Origin of the sequence: Sediminibacterium soli, from assembly GCF_009939225.1 — a bacterium.
Classification (GTDB): domain Bacteria; phylum Bacteroidota; class Bacteroidia; order Chitinophagales; family Chitinophagaceae; genus Sediminibacterium; species Sediminibacterium soli.
Genome location: NZ_JAACJR010000006.1, coordinates 438,008 through 462,415, shown reverse-complemented (window position 1 = coordinate 462,415; position 24,408 = coordinate 438,008). Strand labels below are relative to the sequence as shown.

General features: G+C 51.5%; 17 protein-coding genes. 4 read left to right on the top strand and 13 right to left on the bottom strand.

The genetic code is table 11. The features are described from left to right. Positions 1-124 precede the first annotated feature (124 nt). The 7 genes from GWC94_RS05995 to GWC94_RS05965 all read right to left on the bottom strand — a co-directional run bounded on the left by GWC94_RS05995 (position 125) and on the right by GWC94_RS05965 (position 11,668). Positions 125-3,292, bottom strand: a complete 3,168-nt coding sequence (locus tag GWC94_RS05995) for an efflux RND transporter permease subunit (protein ID WP_161834120.1) — start codon at positions 3,290-3,292, stop codon at positions 125-127. Between the two features lie 9 nt (positions 3,293-3,301). Beyond that, the gene (locus tag GWC94_RS05990) at positions 3,302-4,426 is read right to left on the bottom strand and encodes an efflux RND transporter periplasmic adaptor subunit (protein WP_161834119.1); all 1,125 of its coding nucleotides are present in this window, start codon (positions 4,424-4,426) and stop codon (positions 3,302-3,304) included. Between the two features lie 21 nt (positions 4,427-4,447). Continuing rightward, positions 4,448-5,776, bottom strand: a complete 1,329-nt coding sequence (locus tag GWC94_RS05985; protein WP_235918468.1) for a TolC family protein — start codon at positions 5,774-5,776, stop codon at positions 4,448-4,450. A 20-nt stretch (positions 5,777-5,796) separates the two neighbouring features. Further along, positions 5,797-6,369 (bottom strand): TetR/AcrR family transcriptional regulator, encoded by a 573-nt coding sequence (locus tag GWC94_RS05980; RefSeq protein ID WP_161834118.1) that lies wholly within the window; start codon positions 6,367-6,369, stop codon positions 5,797-5,799. 121 nt (positions 6,370-6,490) lie between these two features. Continuing rightward, the gene (locus GWC94_RS05975) at positions 6,491-9,403 is read right to left on the bottom strand and encodes an FAD-binding and (Fe-S)-binding domain-containing protein (protein ID WP_161834117.1); all 2,913 of its coding nucleotides are present in this window, start codon (positions 9,401-9,403) and stop codon (positions 6,491-6,493) included. A gap of 59 nt (positions 9,404-9,462) precedes the next feature. Continuing rightward, positions 9,463-11,130, bottom strand: coding sequence for a gliding motility-associated C-terminal domain-containing protein (locus GWC94_RS05970; RefSeq protein ID WP_161834116.1), 1,668 nt, complete (start codon positions 11,128-11,130; stop codon positions 9,463-9,465). Positions 11,131-11,203: 73 nt separating this feature from the next. Continuing rightward, positions 11,204-11,668 carry a bactofilin family protein gene (locus GWC94_RS05965; protein ID WP_161834115.1) on the bottom strand — a complete coding sequence of 155 codons (465 nt, stop codon included), beginning with the start codon at positions 11,666-11,668 and terminating at the stop codon, positions 11,204-11,206. A 182-nt stretch (positions 11,669-11,850) separates the two neighbouring features. Here GWC94_RS05965 and GWC94_RS05960 point away from each other — a divergent pair, with 182 nt between their 5' ends. Then, a complete protein-coding gene (locus tag GWC94_RS05960; protein ID WP_161834114.1) occupies positions 11,851-12,465 on the top strand; it encodes a bactofilin family protein in 615 nt (204 codons plus the stop codon). An 83-nt stretch (positions 12,466-12,548) separates the two neighbouring features. On the opposite strand, the gene GWC94_RS05955 is transcribed toward GWC94_RS05960, so the two are convergent. Next, entirely contained in the window at positions 12,549-13,670 is a 1,122-nt protein-coding gene (locus GWC94_RS05955) for a formylglycine-generating enzyme family protein (RefSeq protein ID WP_161834113.1), read from the bottom strand. Between the two features lie 166 nt (positions 13,671-13,836). Here GWC94_RS05955 and ychF point away from each other — a divergent pair, with 166 nt between their 5' ends. Further along, entirely contained in the window at positions 13,837-14,940 is a 1,104-nt protein-coding gene (gene ychF / locus GWC94_RS05950) for a redox-regulated ATPase YchF (RefSeq protein ID WP_161834112.1), read from the top strand. A gap of 168 nt (positions 14,941-15,108) precedes the next feature. After that, entirely contained in the window at positions 15,109-15,915 is an 807-nt protein-coding gene (locus GWC94_RS05945) for a glutaminyl-peptide cyclotransferase (protein WP_161834111.1), read from the top strand. An 18-nt stretch (positions 15,916-15,933) separates the two neighbouring features. On the opposite strand, the gene GWC94_RS05940 is transcribed toward GWC94_RS05945, so the two are convergent. Genes GWC94_RS05940 through GWC94_RS05925 form a run of 4 tightly spaced genes read right to left on the bottom strand, consistent with a single transcriptional unit; the run spans position 15,934 to position 22,267 of the window. Continuing rightward, the gene (locus GWC94_RS05940; RefSeq protein WP_161834110.1) at positions 15,934-16,839 is read right to left on the bottom strand and encodes a class I SAM-dependent methyltransferase; all 906 of its coding nucleotides are present in this window, start codon (positions 16,837-16,839) and stop codon (positions 15,934-15,936) included. Positions 16,840-16,853: 14 nt separating this feature from the next. Then, the gene (locus GWC94_RS05935) at positions 16,854-17,483 is read right to left on the bottom strand and encodes a hypothetical protein (RefSeq protein WP_161834109.1); all 630 of its coding nucleotides are present in this window, start codon (positions 17,481-17,483) and stop codon (positions 16,854-16,856) included. A 10-nt stretch (positions 17,484-17,493) separates the two neighbouring features. Beyond that, positions 17,494-19,212: a TonB-dependent receptor gene (locus GWC94_RS05930; protein WP_161834108.1), complete on the bottom strand. Its 1,719-nt coding sequence runs from the start codon at positions 19,210-19,212 to the stop codon at positions 17,494-17,496. 13 nt (positions 19,213-19,225) lie between these two features. Next, complete coding sequence (locus tag GWC94_RS05925; protein WP_161834107.1) at positions 19,226-22,267, bottom strand: tetratricopeptide repeat protein; 3,042 nt, start codon at positions 22,265-22,267, stop codon at positions 19,226-19,228. A 160-nt stretch (positions 22,268-22,427) separates the two neighbouring features. Here GWC94_RS05925 and GWC94_RS05920 point away from each other — a divergent pair, with 160 nt between their 5' ends. Then, positions 22,428-22,838 carry an acyl-CoA thioesterase gene (locus tag GWC94_RS05920; RefSeq protein WP_161834106.1) on the top strand — a complete coding sequence of 137 codons (411 nt, stop codon included), beginning with the start codon at positions 22,428-22,430 and terminating at the stop codon, positions 22,836-22,838. 87 nt (positions 22,839-22,925) lie between these two features. Here the strand turns inward: GWC94_RS05920 and dacB are convergent, their stop codons facing one another. Further along, the gene (gene dacB / locus GWC94_RS05915; RefSeq protein ID WP_161834105.1) at positions 22,926-24,317 is read right to left on the bottom strand and encodes a D-alanyl-D-alanine carboxypeptidase/D-alanyl-D-alanine endopeptidase; all 1,392 of its coding nucleotides are present in this window, start codon (positions 24,315-24,317) and stop codon (positions 22,926-22,928) included. Positions 24,318-24,408: the final 91 nt, after the last annotated feature.

Genomic DNA, 24,408 nt, shown 5'->3' with positions numbered 1-24,408 from the left:
GTTTTGCTGTAGACACGTTTTTGTGGTTCCGCGTTGCCGGAACTATTTTTTTTGTTGTGGCCGGACAAACAAAAGCCCGTATCGCCGGTGCGATACGGGCTTTGCCAACCCCGTGCCGGGGACCTTATTCCCCCAGTTTATCAACCGCTTCGGCACGCAGCCTGGCCAGTTCTTTTTTACCGTATGCCAGTCTGGTGATCACCACGAACAAAACGGGTACCAGGAAGATCGCCAGCAAGGTTGCCCCAAGCATACCGCCAAATACCGTCCAGCCGATGGTAGAACGCGCCACCCCGCCCGCGCCTTTGGCAAAGGCAAGCGGCAATACGCCGAGTATAAATGCAAGTGAGGTCATGATGATCGGACGCAAACGCAGCTTCACCGCATCGATGGTTGCCGGTACGATATCCATACCCTTGTCTACCCTTTCCTTGGCAAATTCCACGATCAGGATTGCGTTCTTGGCCGCAAGACCGATCAGCGTTACCAGACCGATCTGCGCATACACATTATTCGTCAGCGAAGGCAGGAAACTAAGCGTAAGTATGGCCCCGAATGCGCCGGTGGGCACAGCCATCAGCACCGAGAAAGGCACCGACCAGCTTTCGTACAAAGCCGCCAGGAACAGGAAGACAAATACGATCGACAGGGAGAATATATACACCGTGCTGGAACCCGCCGCGATCTCTTCGCGGCTGAGACCGGAGAATTCATAACCGTATCCGGCGGGCAACACTTTCTCTGCGGTTTCCCTGAGCGCCTGTATCGCCTGGCCGCTGCTGAAGCCGTCTTTGGGGCTGCCGGTGATCTCTGCAGACCTGAACAGGTTATAATGCGTGATCAGCGGAGCGCTTTCAATGGTTTTATAGGTAATGACCGCACTCAGCGGCAGCAATGTACCGGTCTGGTTGCGTACATAGTATTGTTCCAGGTTTCGGATATCGCCGCGGAAGAGGGTGTCTGCCTGCGCCACCACGCGGAAGTTCCTTCCGTAAATGGTAAAGTCGTTGATATAGCGGCTGCCAAGATAGGTTTGCATGGTGCCGTACACATCGGAAATGGATACGCCCAGCTTTTTACATTTTTCCCTGTCCACATCCACTTTGTACGCCGGTGTTTTTGCCGTAAAGAACGATACCGCACGGCCTATCTCCGGACGTTTGTTCGCCTCCGCAACAAAATTGTTGACCACACGTTCAAACTGTTTGATATCGTCTGTGCTTTCCCGCTGTTCCAGCTCAAAAGTAAACCCTCCGCTCTGGCCCAGACCGGGTATGGCAGGCGGCGATATCACAAGGATATTCGCGCCTTTGATCGCAGCCATTTTTTTCTGGATGGAGGCCATCAGCGAGGCAAGCTGCAGGGATTTGTCTTTACGCTGGTCCCAGGGCTTCAGCTGTGTAAACACCGTACCGCTGTTAGACTTGGTGGCGCCCGTAAGAATATTAAAACTGCCCAGCGCCGCGTAATGCGCGATGCCTTCCGTTTCCGACATATTTTTCATGATCGCATGCAGCACTTCCAGGCTTCTTGTTGTGGAGGATGCTTCGGGAAGTTCATAGGTAACAAATAAACGGCCCTCATCTTCTGTCGGAATAAAACCTGTCGGTTTGCTTTTGAACAGCAGACCGGTTCCCACGATCAGGCATACCAGCAGTACCATTACGTACTTGGCTCCCTTTACACACCTGGTCACCGTGCGCGAGTAGCGCCCCGTTAGTTTTGCGAACCAGTGGTTGAATCCGAAGAAGAATTTATCCAGTCCCCTGGGCTGGCCTTTCTGGTGCGCAGGTTTGAGCATGAGGGAGCAGAGCGCGGGCGTAAGCGACAAGGCCACGAATGCGGAGATCAGCACCGAGATTGCAATGGTGATGGCAAACTGCTGGTACAGTCGGCCCACGATACCCGGTATAAACCCAACCGGCACGAATACCGCCGCAAGTATGAGCGCGATGGCCACCACGGGTCCGGATATATCCTTCATCGCTTTTGAAGTGGCATCTTTTGCCGATAATTTTTCATGATCGATATAATGCTGTACCGCTTCCACCACCACGATGGCGTCGTCCACCACGATACCGATGGCCAGTACAAAACCGAACATGGTCAATGTGTTGATCGTAAACCCAAGCGGCACAAAAAAAGCAAAAGTGCCGATGATCGATACGGGTATGGCCAGCACGGGGATCAGCGTGGCCCGCCAGTTCTGCAGGAACAGGAATACCACGAGCACCACCAGCAGCAGGGCTTCCAGCAGGGTATGGATCACTTCCTCGATGGATACTTCCACCACGGAAACGGTCTCGAAAGGCACTACGTAATCAATGTCCTTGGGAAACGATTTCTTCAGGTTCGCCATCGCCTGGTATACCCCTTTCGCGGTTTCCAGTGCATTGCTTCCCGGCGCCTGGTACACCAGCAGGTAAGAAGCGCGTTTGCCATCCACAAAGGAGTTACTGGCATAGCTGAATTTACCCAGCTGTATCCTTGCCACATCGCGCAGGTGCACCACCGATCCGTCTGCCGGCCTGGTGCGGACGATCACGTTGCCAAACTGCTCTTCGGTGCTGAGACGGCTGTTGGTAAACACCGTGTATTCAAAGGCCTGCACACTGTTCTGCGGAGGCGCACCCACAGAGCCGGCGGCTATCTGCAGGTTCTGCTCCTGCAGGGAGGCCACCACTTCATTGGCTGTAATGCCAAGCTGCGCCAGTTTGTCTACCTGCAGCCAGATGCGCATACTGAAATCGTCGGCGCGGGTAAAGATATCGCCCACGCCCGCCACACGCAGCAATGCGTCGCGTACAAACAGGTTGGTATAGTTGTCTACAAATGGCACGCTATGGGTACCACCCGGCGAAAACATGGCCACAAGCATCAGGATGCTGGGATTGCGTTTGCGCGTGGTAAGTCCCAGGCGTTTTACATCGTCGGGCAACTGCGGCGTGGCAATGCCCACACGGTTCTGGATATCCAGTGCGGCAATATCCGCATTGGTGCCCACTTTCAGCGTTGCTGTAATGGTGGTGCGGCCGTCGCTGGTACTGCTGCTCTGCAGGTACGCCATACCCGGTGTGCCGTTTACCTGGGTTTCAACAGGGGTGGTCACAGACTGTTCCACCGCCTGCGCATCCGCACCGGTAAAATTACCCGTGATCTGCACCGTTGGCGGCGTGATCTCCGGGTACTGGCTGATGGGCAGGTTCATGATGGCCAGCACACCCAGCAATACAATCACTATCGACACTACGATAGCCGTTACCGGGCGTTTGATAAATGTATTTGCGATCATACTACTTGCTTAAGGTTTTTTTGCAGGCTGTGTGCCTGTTGTAACAACGGTTCCTTCTTTTAATTTCTGCACACCTTCGGTAACCACTTTCTCACCCGGCTGCAGACCGTCTTTAACGATCACCTTGTCGCCTATACGGGCGCCAGTTGTCACCTTCTTCTGCGTCACCTTGCTGCTGTCGGTCAGCACAAACACGAAGAACTCTCCCATCTGTTCCACCAGCGCCTTGTTCGGCGTCAGCAAAAATTCGCCCGCCTGGTTATTCCTTACCTGCACACTGGTGCTCATGCCGGGTTTTAGCTGCCCGTTATTCGGGAACACCAGCCTGGTGCGGATCGTTCCTGTCTGCGGATCAACGGCCCTGTCGAGCAGACTGATGTGTCCGGTCGACCGGTACGGTATATTGCCGGGCAGCAGCAGGGTGAATGTGCTGTCGCCTGCGCCACCGGGGTTGCGGAACAGTTGCGTGAACCGCGGTATTTCTTTCTGGTCAACAAAAATGTCCACGGCCATCGGGTTGTCTGTGGAAACCGTATTCAACACGTTCTGGTTGGCGGTTACCAGCGTTCCCGCCTTTGCCTGCGAAATACCGATCGTACCATCGAATGGTGCGTAAATAGCGGCAAAACGTATATCGTTCGACAAACGCGACACATTGGCCTGCGCCGCAGCCACCTGCATCTTTGCGCTCTGCAGATCGGCCAGTGCATAGTCAACACGCTGTTTCGCGATCGCATCCTGCTTCAGCAGGTCGGTATACCGATCCGCATCCTGCTGTATCTTGGCAAGATTGGATTTTGCCACATTCAGATTGGCCACGGCCTGGTCGTAACTGGCCTGGTACTGCTGTCTGTCGATATCGTACAGCTTCTGCCCTTTCCGCACATGCTGTCCGTCTGTGAAATATACGCCGGTAACATAACCGGTAACCTGTGCTTTCAGGTCTACCTGGTTCAGGGCGGCGATGGTGGCGGGGTATTCATCAAAGTAAACCGCCCGTTCCTTTCTGACTTCGTAAACCGTTACCGGTGTTGGCGGCGGGGCTTTCGGCGTTTCCTGTTTGGCGCCTCCGCAGGCAGCAAGAAATAACAGGCTGCCGATGTATAAACCGTTTCTTACCATTGATTGTTGCATACTATTCTCAATTTGCTGGTGTTAGTATTGAATGGTTCCCAAGGCACGCTGTATGTCCAGCTTGCTCTGCAGCAGCTGGAACAGTGCATGGTAATAATTGAGTTGGGTGGTGCGCAGATCGGCTTCTGCAATGATCACGTCCAGGTAAGTTTTGATACCCGAACGGTACTGCAGGTCAAGCGTACGGTACACCTCATCGGCCATGGCCACATTGTCCTTCAGCGCATAATAGCCGGCCAGATTGCCTTTGTACACCGCCAGCGCCTGCTGGTACTGGGTGTTGACACGACTTTTCAGCAGGGCCATATCCCAATCCACCCGCTTTGCCTGCAGCTCGGCCTGCCGTATCAGGTGGATCCTTTTGTTACCCTGGAATATCGGCAGCGCCAGTTGCAAGCCGATATTGGAGTTGACAAAACCGTTGTTGTACACTTTTGCAAAATCGTTGCCGAGATAGGCCATATTGTAGTTGCCAAAAGCACCCACTACCGGCAGGAATGCATTTTTATAATATTTTCTGTTCAGCTGCTGCAGCCGTTGCTGTGTCTGCAGCTGTCTGTATTCGATACGGTTCTGGTAACTCACCGCAAGGTTTGTGTCGGCCACTGCGTCCTTTTCCATCAGCGATGTGTCGTAGCTGATCTGCAGGGAAGAACTGTCTGAAAGACCCATCAGCTGTTTCAGGTACGTGTATTTTGCCGTAACAAGATCCGATGCCTGTTTTTTCTGTGCCCTGGCGTTGTTGAGTGCAATGGTGGCGCGTTTATAATCCGTTTTATCGGCAATACCGCTGTTGTACTGGCTTACCGCGTCTTTCAGGCTGCGCTCCAGCCTGGTGATCGCCTGGCTCAGTACCGATACCTGCTGCTGCGATAACAGGATATCGTAAAACGCCTTGCTTACATTCACCGCCACATCGATCTTGCCGGCGCCGGTGTTCTGTTTCGACAAGAGCCTGATGTCTTCCGCGGAGCGTTTTGCCAGCAGTACATCGCGGTTGAAAATGGCCTGCGTGGCATTCAACCCGAAAGCGGAGGAATTAAACGTGCCGTTGCGTACATAGTTTCCCGAGAAGAAAGAGACCGGCAGGTCAAAATTGTGCTGCAGGCTGTAGTTGAAATTCAGCTGCGGAAACCAGTCGGCGAGCTTGGATTGAATCTGCCGTTCGGTGATGGCTTCATCCAGCAAAGACTGTCGTATCAGGGGCTGGTGGGCGATGGCAAACTGAACCACCCGTTCCAGCGTGGCGTCCCGGAGCGTGGTATCGGTCAGCGATTGCGCTCTTGCTTCGGTGCACGCCCATATCATAATGATGATCAGCGGATACCGCAGGAATCTTCTCATACTCATGTTGCTTCTTTGGTTAACGGTTATCTTTTCATGCCGTCCCAGCACAGCCGGAACAGGGCATCGATATCTGACTGCGTCATCGGCCTGCGCTGGTAATGCGCGTTCTTTGCTGCTTCGTGAATTACGCCGAACAGGAAAGTGAGCAGCGAGACCGTGTCCATGTCCTTGAAGATGTTCTCCTCCTTTCCTTTCTCTATCAGCTTGTACAACGGCTTCTTCATCTGCTTTGTCAGCTTCATGGTGCACTCGTTGATAAAGGGGGAATGATAGCACTGGTCAAGAAACACCACATCTTCAAAATTCTGTATCCTGAACTGAAGGATATTGTTCCATACGATCCTGAAGCCCGATTTGAACGGCAGGTCTTCGTTGTAGTCACGGAAATAACTTTCCAGGGATGCTTTGCGGCATTCGGAAAAAAGTGTGCTGATCAGCTCTTCTTTATTCGTGAAATAAATATACAGGGTACCGGTGGCCATACCCGCATGCCTGGCTATCTCGCCCATGGTAACGCCTGCCAGGCCTTTTTCTTTTACCAGAGAAAGTACAGCATCAAATATCTGCTGCGTTTTTTTATCGTCGCGTAACTTCAAGCCGCAAACATAAATGAATAAATATTCATTTTTAAACAATCCTGAAAAATTTTGATAAGCGGCGCCAATGAAAATGAATGGGCGTTAGTTTTTTACCGGCGGTTCATTTTGACGCAGCTGTTCAGGCAAGCGCAGCGTACAGTATTTCAACGGGATGCATCGCTTTGCGCCGGGTGCCGTCGTAAATCTGGTGACGGCAACTGGTACCGGGTGCGGCTATCAATGTGTCTTCCGTTTGTTTACGCAGTTCAGGAAACAGCACCAACTCTCCTATCTGCATCGATATATCGTAGTGTTCTTTTTCATAACCAAAAGAACCGGCCATGCCGCAACAGCCCGAGGGTATGGTTTGCACGGTATAATTCTCGGGAAAGGAAAGCAGTTGCACCGAAGATGCCAGCGAACCCACCGCTTTCTGCTGGCAATGGCCATGCAGTTTTACCAACTTTTTTTCTGCGGTGAACTGTTCCTTGCGGATATGGCCGTTCTTCATTTCGTTTGCCAGGAACTCGTCTACTTGGAATACATTTTTCGCCAGCTGTTTGGCCGGCTCCAGGTTCTCGTCTGATGCCAGGTCGGGGTATTCGTCGCGGAACGTAAGTATGGCCGAGGGTTCGATTCCGATCAGCGGCGTATCTGCAGATACCAGCGGGTGCAGCAGGGAAATATTTTCATTGGCGATGGACTGTGCCTTGCGGAGCAGGCCCTTGGACAACCAGGTGCGGCCGCTTTCCTTATGCGCCGGTATGATCACTTCGTATCCCAGCCGCTCCAGCAGCAGGATGGCGCTGATGCCGATATGCGCATCGTTGTAATTGGTGAACTCGTCGCAGAACAGGTACACCCGGCGGGCTGCAGCAGTTGTTTGCCCGCTGCGTTTCTCATACCATTGCCGCAGCGTCTGCGGTGATAACGAAGGGATCGATCTTTTCTGTGCAAAACCCGATATCTTTTTGATCAGGCTTCCCGTGAGTGCGTTGCCGGCAAAAAAATTATACAGGGCCGGCGCGCGCGACCCCAGCCTGGCCGATGCGGAAAAATTGGCGATCAGCTTTGAGCGGAACGGCACCCCGTTGGCATCGTAATACTGCTGCAGGAATTCGGCTTTCAGCTTGGCCATATCCACATTGGAGGGGCATTCCGATTTACAGGCTTTGCAACTCAGGCAGAGATCCATCACCTCGTAGATCTCCTTATGGTCAAAGCGGTTCTCTTTGTGTGAATGCGTCAGGAACTCCCTCAGTATGTTGGCCCTTGCCCTGGTGGTGTCTTTTTCGTTGCGGGTAGCCATATAGGATGGGCACATGGTTCCGCCCGACAGATGCGTTTTACGGCAATCGCCCGATCCGTTGCATTGTTCGGCATGCTGCAGTATGTCCTGCCGGTAAAAACGGAACGTAGTATGAAACGCAGGTGGCTGCTGCCCCGGTTCGTACCGCAGCATACTGTTCATGGATGGCGTATCCACGATCTTGTTGGGGTTGAAAATATTATTCGGATCCCACAGCTGTTTGATCTCTTTCAGCAAGGCATAGTTCTTCTCTCCCACCATCTGGCGTATGAATTCGCCCCGTAACCTGCCGTCGCCGTGTTCACCGCTGAGCGATCCCCTGTATTTTTTTACCAGCGTGGCCACTTCCTCGGCAATGGTGCGGAACAGCCGGTTGCCCTCTTCTGTTTTGAGGTTGATGATGGGGCGCAGGTGCAGTTCGCCGGAACCGGCATGGGCATAATGCACCGAATACAGTCCGTGCTTCTTCAGTATTTCGTTGAAATCGCGTATGTAGGCGGGCAGATCGCGCACCGATACCGCGGTGTCTTCGATAACGGGAACCGCTTTTTCATCGCCCGGCAGGTTGGCAAGCAGACCGAGCCCGGCTTTGCGGAGCGTCCATATTTTTTTGGTATCGTCACCGAATAAAACGGGGAAATGATAACCCAGTCCGGCCTGCCGCATTTCCGCCTCCACCTGGCTGGTGATAGCCAATATTTCATCTCTCGAGTTGCGCTGGAATTCGATCACCAGTATGGCGCCGGGATCACCTTCCACAAAAAAGCGGTTCTTGCGCTGTTCGATATTTTCCTTGGTGCATTCGAGTATGTAATGATCGATCAGTTCGCTGGCGCTGGGTTTGTATTTAAGCCCCACCAGGTTGGCGCGCAGCGATTCGTCGATGCTGTGAAAATGCACGCACAGCAGCCCGGTTTCTTTTGGCGGCAGCGGTACCAGGTGCAGTTTGATCTCGGTAATAAAAGCCAGTGTTCCTTCCGAACCGGCGATCAGTGAACAGAAATTAAAATCATCGCCGCCGGCGGTGAACGGCGCCGTGTCAACCAGCAGGTCAACCGCATAACCCGTATTGCGTCTTTCAACGGATTTCTTCGGGAATTCTTTTTTTATCTCCTGCTGTGTTTCGTAATCACTCAGCAGTTTGCGGGTCTGCCGGTACAGGCTGCCCTCCAGGCTGCCGGTATCGCATTTCGCATGAAATTCATCGATGCTGAGTTCTTTGAAACAGGCATCGCTGCCATCGCTCAGTATGGCTTTCACTTCGAGTAAATGCTCTCTGGTGCTCCGGTAGATCACCGAATTGGATCCGCATGAATTGTTCCCCACCATGCCGCCGATCATGGCGCGGTTGGCGGTGGATGTTTCGGGTCCGAAGAAAAGCCCGTAAGGTTTCAGGAACATGTTCAGCTCGTCACGTATCACACCCGGCTGCACCCTTACCCAATGTTCTTTTTCGTTCAGTTCGATGATGGAAGTAAAATGCTTCGAAACATCCACCACGATGCCTTTGCCCACCACCTGCCCCGCCAGCGAAGTGCCTGCCGTACGCGGAATCAGCGAGGTATGGTGCTCGCCGGCAAAACGGATGAGTTGTCTGATATCGTTTTCCGATTTCGGTATCGCCACTGCCAGCGGCATTTCGCGGTAAGCGGATGCATCCGTGGCATACAGCGTACGCACGGTGGTATCAAAAAATAACGATCCTTCCAGTTGCCCGGAAAGCTGCTTCAGTTCGCGGTTCATGGGAAAGCCTGTCTTACGGTTGGCTGCAAAAATAACTGATTGACGCCAGCATTCTTCGTCTAACGTAAAATGGTAACGCTTCCGGTAACGCGTTTCAGTTTGTCGGAGAGCCAGATCACATAATAATAGGTGCCGATGGCCAGGGGTTTGCCCTTCAGGGTGCCATCCCAGACTTTATCGTAGCCTACGGAATGAAACACCGAGCGGCCATACCTGTCGAATACATCGATCACCGCCTGCGGAAATCCCTGGATGCCCGCAATGCGCCAGGTATCGTTTATACCGTCGCTATTGGGCGAGAACGCGTTTGGCGGCGGCGCTATCTGCAGCAGCAGCTGAACCGAATTCATCACCGCGCAGCCATAACGTGTTGTGGCATACACATAATACCGGCCGCTTTCTTCTATCTTCAACGGATTGGATACAGGTATGCTGCGTGCGGCATCCCGCCAGTAACTGCGTGTCAACCCGGTGAGGGCGCCATCGTACAGGCCGGCATCGGTTAGGTTGCCGGTATTGGGGTAGGTATAAGGGGGCGGATCGGTCATTTTCAACCGGGGAACGGTATCATAAACCACCACGATGGGTTTCAGGTCTATACAGCCCACGGCATTGGAAGCTTTGATATAATAAGTGCCCGATTCATCCACGGACTCGGGCTGTTCCATATAGTTGAAAAACGAATCCAGGAAATAGGTATAGGCCAGACCGCGGGTGCTGCCTTTTGTGAGAGCGGGTGCCGTAAGATCGATGCGTTGCGGCAGACAGGCGCCGGCTGTATCCTGCAGCAGGAACGAAAAAGGCGCCGACGCTTTCTGCAGGGTGGTATACAGGGTATCCACGCAGCCGGATCCGGGATAGGGCAATACCTCTACGGCGAAAGCGGTGTTCACCGGTGGCACCGGCTGCAGACGCAGCGTATTGCCCGTGCCCAGTTGTCTGGAAAAATCCGTGGTATACCAGCGGTACTCTCTGAAACCAAACGGTGCGATCAGTACCGTAGACTGCGCGCCCTCGCAAACAATATTACCGCTGATGGGTGCGGTGCAGTCTTCGTTGATATCCAGGTACGCGTATCCGAAATGACCGCCCTGGGTACAGTCCTGAGCGCGGAACTCGATCGTCAGTTTCTTACCGGCATAACCGACCAGCTTGATGGTAACAGGCGACCATGGCTTATAGTATACATCCGCCCCCCTGGCGCCGATGCCGGACTGCTTAAAACCCGGAAGACTGGAGGAAGCGGAAAAATCGAAGGACGAGCAGTTGAGGTATTGGCCGGTGGTTTCGTCAAGCACCTTGGCGGTGAACCGGGGCTGCTGTTCTGGAAAATGCGAGGGGTTCTGGAGTACAACGGCATAGTTGTAAATAATACTGAATACATCCTTATCCGAAGGAACCGTAAAGGTATAGCTTACCCCGTCTACCTGCCCGCCGATGGAATCGTTGCCGAGGCGGATCGAATGGTTGCTGCCATTGGGGCAAACCACGGGAAAACCGCCGTAAGGATCTTTCAATGCCGTGGCCGACCGGGTGAAAATGGTGTGCCGGCTGCGGAGCGGCGTATCGATACCGGTACCCGTATATACCAGCGCCGAATTGATGCGTCCTGAATAACATTTCCAGTTGGTGAAATCACCTGTCTCAAAACCAAGATTGGCCGGGCACTGGGCCGGCATACGCAAAGCGGCAAAGCAAACGATCCCTATCAGCAAAATCCTGGTCATACGATGTTCATCTGACACGCACGCATCGAAATCCGATGCATCAGTCCTCAAAACAATCGCCGGCCGGGGCGGATCAGTTGATCAGGATCAGTTTCTGCGGGAGAGAGAAATACTCGGATTTGATCTTTTCGAGGGTTTCTTTTTTATTAAACAGTTCGTAATACTCTTCCACATCGATATTCATGTTTTCCTTGTTCACATACACGGGGCCGGTAACCGAACTGTTTTCGCCGTTTTCGAACTTACAGGTACGCACCACGCCGTTCACGATCGCATCTTCACTCAGCACGCATTTGCTTTTGCAGATCACGTTGCCTTCGATAACACCGCCGATCACGATCTCATGACAGAGTATATCGCCGTTTACGGATGCTTTTTTGTCGATGATCACTTTGTTGGTGCAGAAGATAATACCCTTGAAATCGCCTTCGATACGTATCGGTGAAGCAGTTTTAATAATACCAAAATACACGCCGCCCGATACAACCTGCACGGCAGGGCGCATGTCGGAAGCAGGTTCTGTTTTCTTGTTGAACATTATACTGGATTTCTTACTTGGGGCTGTCAAGATAGCCAATAATGAACGTTTTTCAGGAAATTCAGGATGATTGTTTTATGAACCACAAAAAAAACGGATGCCAACTACATGATTTTCCAATGAAATACCTAATTTTCTGGCTGATAGTTCGTTATTATTGTCACTGACCAATCATTAACGCCATGAATAAATTCAGGGAACAACTGCTTCATGATCCCAATTCTTCTTTTTCATCCGTGTCTTCACAGTCGGACGAAAAACAATTGTTCATCACCAGTTCCACCAATATTTCGGGTGTACTGGATTCGGAGAACGACATCATCCTCGATGGTAACTTCACCGGTGTGCTGTACAGCAAGAAAACGATCCATATCACACCTACCGGCGTGATCAAGGGCGTAATTATCTGCAACGATATCAAAGTGGAAGGCGAATTTGAAGGGTCGGTATACAGTCTCCGCGTGAATATCTGCAAGGATTCAAAACTGAAAGGCAATGTACATTGTACCATCATCAACACCGAGATGAACCAGTTTGTGGATGCCAATATCAAACTGATCAGCCTGGAAACACCGGTATTCGAATCCACTTCCAGCGAACTGTTTGCGCAGCTTAAGGATGTGTTCAACAAGAATAACAAAGACAATAACTACCTCTCCATTTTCAACGAAAAACTGAACGAGGTAAAACCTTCCACCAAATTCTATCACCAGACCATCTACGTGGCGCCGTCAAACGAGCCGCCTGTTTCCCCGGCCGCTGCCGAAGAAACTGATGATGGCAACAACGATAATTAACCGGCTCTGTTCCGGAAGTAATGCGGCGATGGATTCATTGCCGCATTTTTGTTTACGGTCTTTTACAATAATGCCGTTATCGGTCAGGCTTTTTTCCCGACATCTTTGACACAGCGGAAACCCGTGTGTTCGAGACCGGTGTCGTGCGTGCTTTTCATCCTGCGCGCAACCCGGTAGCCGCTGCAATAAGCTTCGTTGCAAAGAAAACTGCCGCCCCGGAGACTGCGTTTCTGGGCATAGGGTTCCTGCGGATCATAAGAACGGGCAGGTCCTTTCGGATCTATGCTGAGTTTGCCGGCAAGCTGTTGGTAATAATCGTGGTGGTACAGGTCGCTGCACCATTCCCATACATTGCCGGCCATATCGTACAGGCCGTAACCATTGGGTTGGTAGGAACCCACGGGCGCCATTCTCAGGTAACCGTCTTTTTGCTGGTTATAATAGGGAAAACTGCCCTCCCAGCTATTGGTTTTGGGCTGCCCGCTGTTAACATGCTCATTACCCCAGGGATAGACATTGTTCAACCTGCCGCCCCTTGCCGCAAATTCCCATTCTGCCTCGGTAGGCAGGCGTTTGCCGGCCCACCTGCAATAGGCCAGGGCATCGTCCCAGCTGATATGCACCACGGGATACTGTTCCCTTCCGCTGACAGAGCTGCCAGGCCCTTCGGGATGCCGCCAGTCTGCCCCTTTTACCCAGCGCCACCACTGGTTGTAATCGTTCAGGTCAACAGGCCCTGACGAAGGCCTGAATACCAGCGATGCCGCCACCAACACACTGTCGGGCGGCCTGGGCGTACCCGGCGCCAGCGTGGTTTTCAGTTGCTCCCAGTCGGGCTTTTTTTCGGCGGTGGTGCGGTAACCGGTGGCTTTTACAAATGCCCCGAACTGGGCATTGGTTACCTCGGTGATATCGATGTAAAACGGTGACACCCGTACCCTGTGTTTGGGCAGTTCATCCGGATCGGCCTGGTCGTTATCGCCGCCCATATCAAAGATACCGCCTGGCACCAGTACCATTCCTTTCTGCGAGGTATCGCCGCCGTAGGGAAAGGAGCTGTCTGCCGCCACTGTTCCAAATCTTGAAGGAACCTGCATACAGGAACGCGCCGAATCCTGCTGTGCGGCCAGCGCTGTTTGGGGATTTCTATTTTTACAGGCTATCCAGGTAAAAAACAGGATGCAGGGAACAAGCCGGGACTTCATCCGTCAAATATACTCTTTCGGGCGCTGAGACCCGTAACGGTTAGCCCACACGAACATTTCCGCACACGGGTAAATGGGACTATATTTGCGCCCGATTTTGAACGGTAAAGAACGGTGCAGACCAGATAAAAAAATCTTTACCGGTTCTTTAAAAACAGCAGCAATTATGGCATTACAGGCAGGTATCGTGGGATTACCGAACGTGGGTAAATCAACACTTTTCAACGCGGTCAGCAACAGTGCAAAAGCACAGGCAAGTAATTACCGGTTTTGTACCATCGAGCCCAATGTGGGACTGGTGGATGTGCCGGATTACCGGCTGAGCAAACTGGCGGAACTGGTGGTGCCCAACCGCATCGTTCCCACGCAGATGGAGATCGTGGACATAGCGGGTCTGGTGAAGGGCGCCAGCAAGGGCGAGGGCCTGGGCAACAAGTTTCTTGGCAATATCCGTGAGGTGGACGCCATTATTCATGTGATCCGTTGTTTTGAAGACGAGAATGTACTGCGCGAAGAAGGCGCCATCAATCCCATCAGCGATAAAGAGATCATTGAAACCGAACTCCAGCTGAAAGACCTGGAAAGCGTGGATAAAAAAATACAGCGCGTGGAGAAAATGGCGCGTGTGGGAACCGATACCAAAGCAAAAGCCGAATTTGAAACACTGACGCGTTGCAAGGATCATCTTGAAAAAGGAAAGAACATCCATACCCTTGGTCTCAGTAAGGAAGAAAAGACAGCTGTCGCCGATCTTTTTCTGCTTACAGACAAGCCCATCCTGTACGTTGCAAACGTAGATGAAGCGAGCATGCATACCGGGAATAAATTTTCGGAGGCGCTGGCAGTTGCGGCAAAGGCCGAGGGCGCTGAAATGATCGTAATGTGCAATAATATCGAGGCGCAGATCGCGGAAATGGAATCGCCTGAAGACAAGCAGATGTTCATGGAGGAATACAAAATGACCGAGCCTGCGCTGAACCGACTGATCAGGTCTGCCTACCAGCTGCTGAACCTCGACACCTATTTCACCGCAGGGGTTCAGGAAGTGCGTGCCTGGACGATACACAAGGGATGGAAAGCCCCGCAGGCCGCAGGTGTGATACATACCGATTTTGAAAAAGGCTTTATCAAAGCCGAAGTGATCGCTTACGATGACTATGTGAAATACGGCAATGAAGCTGCTGCCCGCGATAACGGACGTTTACGTATAGAAGGAAAGGAATACGTGGTGCAGGATGGGGATGTGATGCATTTCAGGTTCAATGTATAGTGAGTGATTAGGGAAATGATTGTTGGGAAGTTTGCCACAGATTTCACAGATCAGCACAGATAAATCAGTGAAAATCTGTGAAATCTGTGGCAACTGTCTTGTAAAGTTTAACAACCGGCCCAAATCCCGCAATCCGCTAATAGCTTATATTAGTCCCAATTTTGTTTCATGAAAAAGATCGTCTTACCGCTGGTCCTTGTTGCAGCGATTGCCTGCAACAATAGTAAACCCGATGAAACCAACCCGGATATCCCGGTAACACCCGCTCCTGCTTCTATCGGTTACAGCGTGATCAGGATGTACCCGCACGATACTTCTTCGTATACACAGGGATTGGAATGGAACGACAATGTGCTTTACGAGGGAACAGGCTGGGTTGGCAAAAGTAAATTGCTACAGACCGATTATAAGTCTGGCAAACAAACGAAGGGGATAGCCATCGACAAAAGTTTCTTTGGAGAAGGCATTACCGTAATGAACGACAAGATATACCAGCTTACATGGGAAAACCATAAGGCATTTGTTTATGACCTGAAGACATTCAAAAAACTGAGAGAATTTGAATGGCCTTTCGAGGGCTGGGGACTTACCCATAACGATACGGCACTGATCATTTCCACCGGTGAAAGCAACCTGTATTTCGTTGACCCCGAGACCTTCAGGATCAAAAGAACATTAGGAGTAACCGACAACAACGGATATGTGGGAGATATTAACGAACTCGAATATGTGGACGGGATGATATATGCAAATATTTACGGTAAGGACGATATCGTAAAGATCAATCCTGCCACCGGTAAAGTGGAAGGCAAACTGGATCTTTCTACCATTCTTGCGCAGAATAATGTGACACCCGATCCCCGGAAACTGAATCAGGGTTTTGTACTCAATGGCATCGCCTATAACAAGACAACGAAAACATTCTTCGTTACCGGCAAACAGTGGCCCGTAATGTTCGAATTAAGGTTGCAGTAAAAGTTCTCTCCTCAGGTCTCACGCCCCCTGTTTCCCCAGCACATAGATCAGCGAGCTGCATTTCTCCGTACCGGAAAAAGCGCTGAGGTTGGATACAAGACCGTTCCATGCAGCGCCGATCAGGTTGCCGGAGCCATTGCGGTATTTCTCGCTCAGCATGGATACATAGAAGCTGTCGAACCACATCGGGTGTATGGATTCCATGGCAAATCCCTTTGCCGCCGACAATTTTCTCATCGACAGCGGTGAGAAATGATACAGGTGCCGCGGCACATCATAAGCCGCCCAGTATTCACCATATACCCGGGCATCGTAGCTTGTATAATTCGGTACGGCGATGATCAGTTTTCCGCCCGGTTTGAGCACCCGGTGAAATTTTTCAAGGTAACCCTGCAGATCGTGTACATGCTCAAGCACATGCCAGAGTGTAATGGCATCGAATTGTGAAGGAGGCAGATGGTATAATTCTTCGGGAGACAACAGGGACAGCCCGTATTTCTCTCTGGCATTTTTACGTGCGGTAGCATCGGGTTCAAGACCGGTAACAGACCAGCCGGCCCGCTGCATGGTATCGGAAAAAGCGCCTGTTCCCGCGCCTACATCAAGCAGGGCGCCCATCCTTTTCCCTGATCGGGTCTGAACAAGTTTTTGTTTTGTCTGTAAGGTATGGTTGCGCACCAGGTGATACAGCCTGTTCACCAGCCCTTCTTTTGTATCGGTATGCGATACATATTCTTCGGAGGCGTAATAGCGTCCGATCCCGGACTGATCTGGTACGTCCTGTGTAAAACGAAGCGAGCAATTGCCGCATTCCCATATGGTAAAATCTTCCCCGCTTACCGTATGGTCTTTTGCCGCGAGGCTGTACTGTATATCAGCCGACTGGCAGGCGGGGCAGTGATGGTAATGGATTTTTTCGGGCATGTCTGGAACGCGGGTTATAAAATGGACGCAAATAACCGGTAATAATACAACAATGCCAAAACGCCTATCCCACCCAGTATCATGGCATAGATCCACCAGCGGTCGCGTGGCTCGGTTTCGGAGGCTTCGTCCCCGGCCGCGGCCCCCTCTCCGGCTGTTTCGTTTGCCGGGGGCTCCTGTCCGTATGCTGTTTTTTTATGGCGTCGTTTTTTGCTTTCTTTTTCGGTTTGTTCATCCGTTTCTTCCCGGTTGCTGAGCCAGGGCACCGGCGGCAGCAGTTCCAGTAAATTTGTTTCGGGTGTAAAGCCCAGCACATCGCCCTCGCGTTTTACCACCCTGCCGATACCCTGTATCGAAGCCATGGAATTGGACTGAATGCTGCTGCGGAATGCATAGCAGAACTCATGGAATTCACGGATGGCCGCCAGTTCATCGATCTGCATCTCCTCGGCCAGGAAACGGAAAAAATGTTTGTCTGAAGAAGGTCTGTCGCCTTCGCTGAAACGGATCACCGGTCTCGGGGCAAACAGCAAACCGCTTTCTGCATCCACACGCGCGGGCTCGTCTTCGATCACGAAACTGCCCAGCTGCGGAATGCTCAGCTTGCGGTGCAGGATCAGGAATTTCTGTAAGTATTGCTGCAAGTATACCCGTTTATTTGAACGAATATACGATACCTCCCAATACGTTAAAGCCTAAAACAGGATACTGGTTCCATCGCTGGTAAGTGGTGTTCAGCAGGTTGTTCATCTGCAGCCAGAGATTCAGTTTGGGGATCACGGTAAACTCGGCACCGAAGTTCAGATCCGCCACCGCGCTGCTCTTGAAATTGTTCATGGCTTTGTCGCGGTAAGGAGCGCCATCCCACAGAAACACATCTGCACGGAGCTGCAGGTCTTTCAGCAGTTTCCATTTGGCGCTGCCGGTCAGTTCAAGCGGCAGCAGGCCGTATGCTTTCTGGTGTACGCTGAGCGAATGATACTGGTTGAAAGTGATACCGCCCAGGAAACTGAATTTTTCCTGCACCGAATAAGCCGCTTCGCCGTGTACACGGATGGATTTCATTTCGGGTTCATACAGCACCTGGAAGGTCTTTCCATCGCCGATATCGTTTACAAACAGCGGCTGGTTGTTGAGTGTTTGCAGCGATACGCGTCCCTGGAACGTAAAATGACTGCCCAATGCACCCTTGATGCCCGCGAACTGCTCGCGTATCCGGGTGTTCTTCATGGAACTGATCGAAGTGATCCATGGATTGAAAGCCACCAGCGAACCAAACGTGTTCTTCCGGAAAGAACCGATCCAGCCGGCTTCGAATACCAGGCCGGTCTCTGTCAGCTTTGCTTCTGCGGTGATATCGGGCAGCATGCTGAACTGTTTGTTGTCCCAGGAAGGCTGCAACCCCGCATTGATCTTTACATTGGGGGTTTTGAACCGTATGGAAGGATTCAGGTAGTAGAGATTGTTGGTCAGCTCGAGCGGGTTGGGGATCATCGGCATCGATGCTTTGGACATATCGGCGGTAAGACCCAGGTTAAACGAATAGATCTTGCCAAACGATTTGCTGATGGGCGCCTTGATCACAAAATCGTAATTGTTGGCCTTTCTGTTGTCTTCAATGCGTACAAAACTGATCTGCGGATGATAGCTGATGCCAAACGCATTCTCGATCTTGTTACGCAGCCCCACGTTAATACCCACCGTATTGTACTGGCGTAACAGGTCGTCTTTGGTATACGGGATGGTATTTGGCTGAAACCCGTACTGGTACTGGGTTTTGGTATTGTAAAAAGCATGCGCCGTCCATTCGTGGTTATCGCCGCTGTTGATGATCGACAGCGCATCTATCTCCCACCGGTTGGCCTGCTGGGCAAACTGGTGACCCGTGGTGGTAAGAAAATTACCTTTCAGGTTCGTGATGGAATGCTTGCCATCGCCGAACGAAAAACCCGCTTCGACGTAATAGCTGCTGAAATTACCCGCACCGAGTTTGATGTACTGGTGGTTGTTCCAGGTATAGCCCGAATCCACCGGCAACGCCAGGGGTTTGATGGCCACCGGCTGGTAGGAAAAAAACAGGTTCTGCGAAGGCACCTGGTATGCCACGGGTATCTTCGACGAATCGATCACAGGCGAAGCCGCGGTAAAATTCAGCTTGGCGGCATTCTTCAAAAAAGGCTTGAAAGCCGAAGTGATCGTTACCGTTTTGGGCGCCGTTGTATCGGCCTTGGCCGCCGGCTGGGGTGCTTTTCTTTGTTTGTTGAGATCGATCCTGCGTTGCTTTGACTTGCTTACCCTTCTTGTCTGGGCATCGGCAAACAATACACAACCCATCAACAACACCATTAAACCTGTTCTGTGCAGATATTGCATAGGAATGATTTCTTTACTGTTCAACTTTGTTGGCTTTGTTCTTTTCTTCCAGTACGATCGCCAGTTTCCGCTGCGCTTCTTCTTTGAGCTCGGTGATCGTTGCATTCTCCACAACGCTTTTCAGGGTGGCTTCCGCATTGAAATAATCTTTCTGGCGGGTATACACATCCCCCAGCAGTATATAGCTCCTGGTTACCCAGTAATCATAGGATCCCATTTTTTTGATCATTTCAAATGCTGCTTTTTCGGCATCGGGCAGCTTATTCTGCTGCAGCAATATGTCTGCGATCTGGTACTGCGATTCCGCGGCATATTCTGATTTGCCGGCAGCGATCACCTGTTTGTAAGCTGCGATGGCAGCCTCCTGCTCGTTGCTTAGCTGGTGGTTTTTGGCCACCACAAGATTGGCCATCATGCGGTCGTCGGATGCAATGCCTTTTTCCTGTAAAAGATCCTGCGCATTGGCGGAAGCCTCTTTCCATTTCTGCGTTTTGAACTGACAGCGGAGCAGTCCGCGCATCGCTTCCAGTTTGTTCTCCTGCACATTGGCAATATTCTTCAGCTGGCTGAAATATTTTTCCGCATTGGCGTAATCCTTCAGGTCAAAGTAGTAGATACGGGCCGTCTGCAGTGTGCTGCGCTCGGCGTATTTATTCGGTGCTTCATCGGCCACCGCCTTGTAATAAGGAAGCGCCTGCTGGTTCATCTTACCCGCGATCAGCATTTCGGCGATCTGGTAATTGGCATCGATATGGAACCTTCCCTGCGGGAATTTGGCGAGATAGGCGGCAAACCCTGCACGGGCGCCCGGCAGATCGCGTGCCTCGTACCGCATCATGGCTGCACGGTAGGTCAGCGAGTCTTCTTCGTTTTCCGAGATAGGCTTGCCGTTCTGCCGCATGAACGACGCAAAATCACCGGGCTGCTGTTTTTCCACAAAGATGTTACGGATATATTCTATCGCATCATTGCTTTCTTCGCTGTTGGGATACGTGGCCACCAGTTTCTTGAAATTCTCCAGCGCATCGTCGTTCTTATCGAGGTTGAAATAGGCCACGCCCAGTTTCAGGTAGGCCTGCGGACCATACGATGCCGCTTTGGGGTTACCCGTCACTTTTTTCAACGGCGCTATCGCTGCCTGGAAATTCTCGTCGGCTATATAGGTATTGGCGATCTCGATATTGGCATCGGTAACCAGCGAAGATTTGGGATAGGATCTCTCCAGCGACTGCAGCAGGCTGATCTTTTCACTGTTCCGGTTCATCGCCCCGGCAATGATCGCTTTCTGGTACAGTGCATAATCGGCCGCAGGCAATTGCTGGCTGATCACAGACTCATACATGCGCAAAGCCTGTGCAAACTCTTTTCGCATAAAATAACAATCCGCGGCACGCAGAAAGGCATCCTGTTCTATGGCGGCGGATGCGGGTGTCACCACTTTGGCCACCTGTTCAAAATAATTCCTGGCGGCATCGTAATTCTCTTTACGGAAATAGCCGTAGGCAAGGATATATTTTGCATTCACCGGGTTCACCTCCCCGTTCGTCACGGGATTCTTCAGGTAATTCTGCATGAACTCGATCGAGGGATCCACGCTTTCGTTGCGGTAGGCGATCTCTCCTTTCCAGAAATAGGTAAGCGGTAATAAGGCAGTATTGTAAGGAACCTGCAGCAGTTTGCTCAGCAGGGAATCTGCGCGGTTTACATTCTGGTCGTTGATGGCTTCCACCGAGGCACCGTACAGCAACCGGGGGTATAACCGAACGGCGTTATCGCTTTTGGCACCCAGGCTCTCGTACAGCCGGAGCGCCTCCCGGTAATTGGAGGTATTGGCCAGTGTATTGACCAGCAGTTCCTTCGCCTCCTGCAGGTAGGTCGATTTGGGATAGCTGGCAAGAAAAGCCTGGAAATTCTTTAAGGCTACATCCAGATATCCCAGTTCATAAGAAAGTTTTGCATAGTTGAATACCGACACTTCTTTCTGTGCGGCGTTGCTGTTATTGTCTGCACAGAACTGAAAAGCACTGCGCGCATTTACTTTGTCGTTGGTTTTCAGGTACGCATCGGCCAGCAGGTACATGCTGTTCTGCGCAAGCGAATCCTGCGCGCCGCCCAGCTGTTTGAACCCTTCGATGGATTTGTTCCAGTTCTTAGCCACGTAATAGCAATAGGATAATTCATACAGGTCCTCCCTCCTCACTTTTTCTTTAGCGTTCACAAATTTCTCCAGGTAAGGCAGGGCTTTCGCGAATTCTTTTTTCTCAAACCAGATATGTCCCACCAGCTGGTGCAGCTGCAGGTCGTAATAGTTGCCCGACTGGCGTATCGCTTTCTCGCCATATTCCAGCGCTTTGTCTTTTTCACCGTTGAAGTAATAGATCTCCGCCACATAGAACGGCACCACGTTCTGGTATTCGGGCGATTTCTCGGCTACCTGGAAACTCTCCAGGGCCTGGCTGTAGTTTTTTTCGGTAAAAGAGATAAAGCCGTAATAATAATTCGCATCAACATAATTCGGATCCTTTGGCAACTGCCGGATGGCATTAAACAGGGGGTTTGCCTTATCAAACTGCTGCATGGCAAAATACCCGTAAGCCTGGTGGAATTTCATATCGGCAATCTCGCGATTGCTCAGGTTGGCGATATCGGCAGCGCGGAAATAGTTCTGCGCCCTGTTAAAATCCCTTTTGCGGTAATAATATTCTGCCAGATGAAAAGCCATCATCTGTATTCTTGCCGGTGTGTTCTCCAGCTCGATGAATTCCTGTGCCAGCGGCTCCGCAGTGGAATCGTTCAGCTGCAGCCCGCATACGATGGCGTAATATTTACTTTCGAGCCGGACATTCTCGGGGATCTCGCTCTGGGCAACGCCGTTCGCATACAATTTCCGGAAGACCGGGTAAGCGAGACTGAATGCTTCTTTCTGGTAAAGGTCCTTGGCGGTTTTGAATTCCGCGTCAATGTCCGTATTCGCTTTTGTGAGCTGTGCCTTCACGGTCAGCGAAAACACTGCCATGGTGGGTAACAGTAAAAGGTAGTGAATGGGTCTTTTCATAAAGAGTTGGCTACGACAAGCCCAAAGTTTTCTGTTTGTTTCTTAATAAAAAGCGAAAAACCTGTCTTAAAATTAGTATTAGCCTTTCGTTAGCAAACATCATTCCATCATTTGTGGAAAAACATAAAGAGCCCGTAAGTTTGTCAACAAATTAAGATCCATGTACGAGCACATCAGCAGGATAAGGGTACGTTATGCAGAAACAGACCAGATGGATATTGTGTATTACGGCAATTACGCGCAGTATTTTGAAGTTGGCCGTGCAGAATGTATCCGCGAGCTGGGTTTTACCTATAAGAAGATGGAGGAAATGGGCGTGCGTATGCCCGTGGTGCATATGGAAGCCAGGTTTCTGCGGCCGGCACATTACGACGACCTGATCTCGGTAAAGACCCTATTAAAGGAACTGCCGGCCGGTCACGAGATCAGTTTTCACCACGAAGTGTACAACGAAGCCGGCAAACTGCTGACCACCGGAAACGTAACGCTGTATTTTATCGACAGCCATACCGGTAAAAGAACGGTTATGCCGCCAGAACTGCGGGATGCATTGGGAGTTTTCTTCGGTTAATATCCGGCCGTAATGCAGACCTGTAGCACATAAATAAGCAGATGATTCCCTGACGGTTAAACGGGCCAACGCAAGTAAGAAAAAAAGTCATTTCAACACATCCAGCACGGCAAACAGTTTTTTAACGATCTCCGCCGCAGAACCGTCGTAGTTGTTAACTATGATGGCCATGGTGTACGCAGTTCCGTCTTTTGCCGTATGGTATCCTGCAAAACTTTTGGCACCGCCGATGGTGCCGCTTTTCAGTTTCATCTGGTTATAGGTTGGCAGGGCATCGTAATAGTACCGGAACCAGTCGCGGGTTCTGGCATACTGCAATACTTTTACCAGCGCATCGGTGGTAACGCGGTTCTGCGGCGAAAGCCCGCTCCCATCGATCATGTGCAATGCCGCGGGTTCAATGCCCTTTTCGCGCCAGAACTCCCTGAGCAGCTGCAGGCCTTTATCGGGCAACCCGGAACCGGTTTTTTCATACGCGATCGTACGCAGGAACGCCTCTCCGTACAGGTTGATGCTTTTCCGGAGGAACCAGTAGTTAAGACTGTCGAGCGATGGCGACAGCTGGCAATGCAGCACCCGCATGGCCGGCGTGTCTGAAGTATTGGAAACCTGCACGCCCCTTACCGGTATTCGCAGCGAATCGAGCAGACTTTTAAGCACCTGCACCGTCTGCATCGCCGGATCGGGAAAGGAGCCCGAAATGGTGAAGGCTTTTTCTTCCACCGGTATGGTACCGCGTACATAGCCACGGCTGCCTGCCGGCGGCAGGTAGATATAGGCATTATCGCCCGTTCCTTTTGCCGCCGCTGTCAGTTCACTGTTCAGCGTAACCTGGTAGGGCCGGGGCACCGCGGAAACAATGGTTACGGCCGTTCCCGTTTCTTTGCCCGAACGAAGCGTAAGATCGTACTGGTTCTCGTGCCAGTTCAGCGCCGCAACACCCGCGCCGTAATAATTGCCCATATCGTCCCATATCCAGCCGCCGGGCAGTATATTGGCATCCCATCTGCCATTGTACCCTATCAGTTTGCCTTCTATCCGTTTGATGCCATTGGCGGTGAGCGCGCCCGCCCATGTTTTCCGTACCAACTGTTCATTGGTGACGGCGTACCGCCAGCTGCCCAGACTGGGATCGCCGCTGCCGGAGAGGTACAGATTTCCTTTTACAACACCTTTTTCCAGGTTGCCATCGTAGCCGATACAGGTGCGGTAACGGTAAGCGGCACCCAGTATATCGAAGGCTGTTGCGGCGGTGATTATTTTCTGGCAACTGGCTGGCACTAAACCTGTTTGCGCATTTATATCATATATTTTTTCGCCTGTTTCGGATTTGACTACTGCAAGATCGAGTATCGCATGTTTCATCTGCGGGTCTGCAAGTAACTGTTGGACGGCGGAAGATAACCGCTGTGGAAGATCCTGCGCCCGGGTTAACAGTGCACACCCTACCAAACTCAAAACACTGACCAGTTTTTTCATGCAATCTGTTTGACACTAAAATACGCATATCCTTTTCAGCATCATTTCCTTTTTCCTTTGCCCCGCCATTTATGGCGCGGCAAAACATACA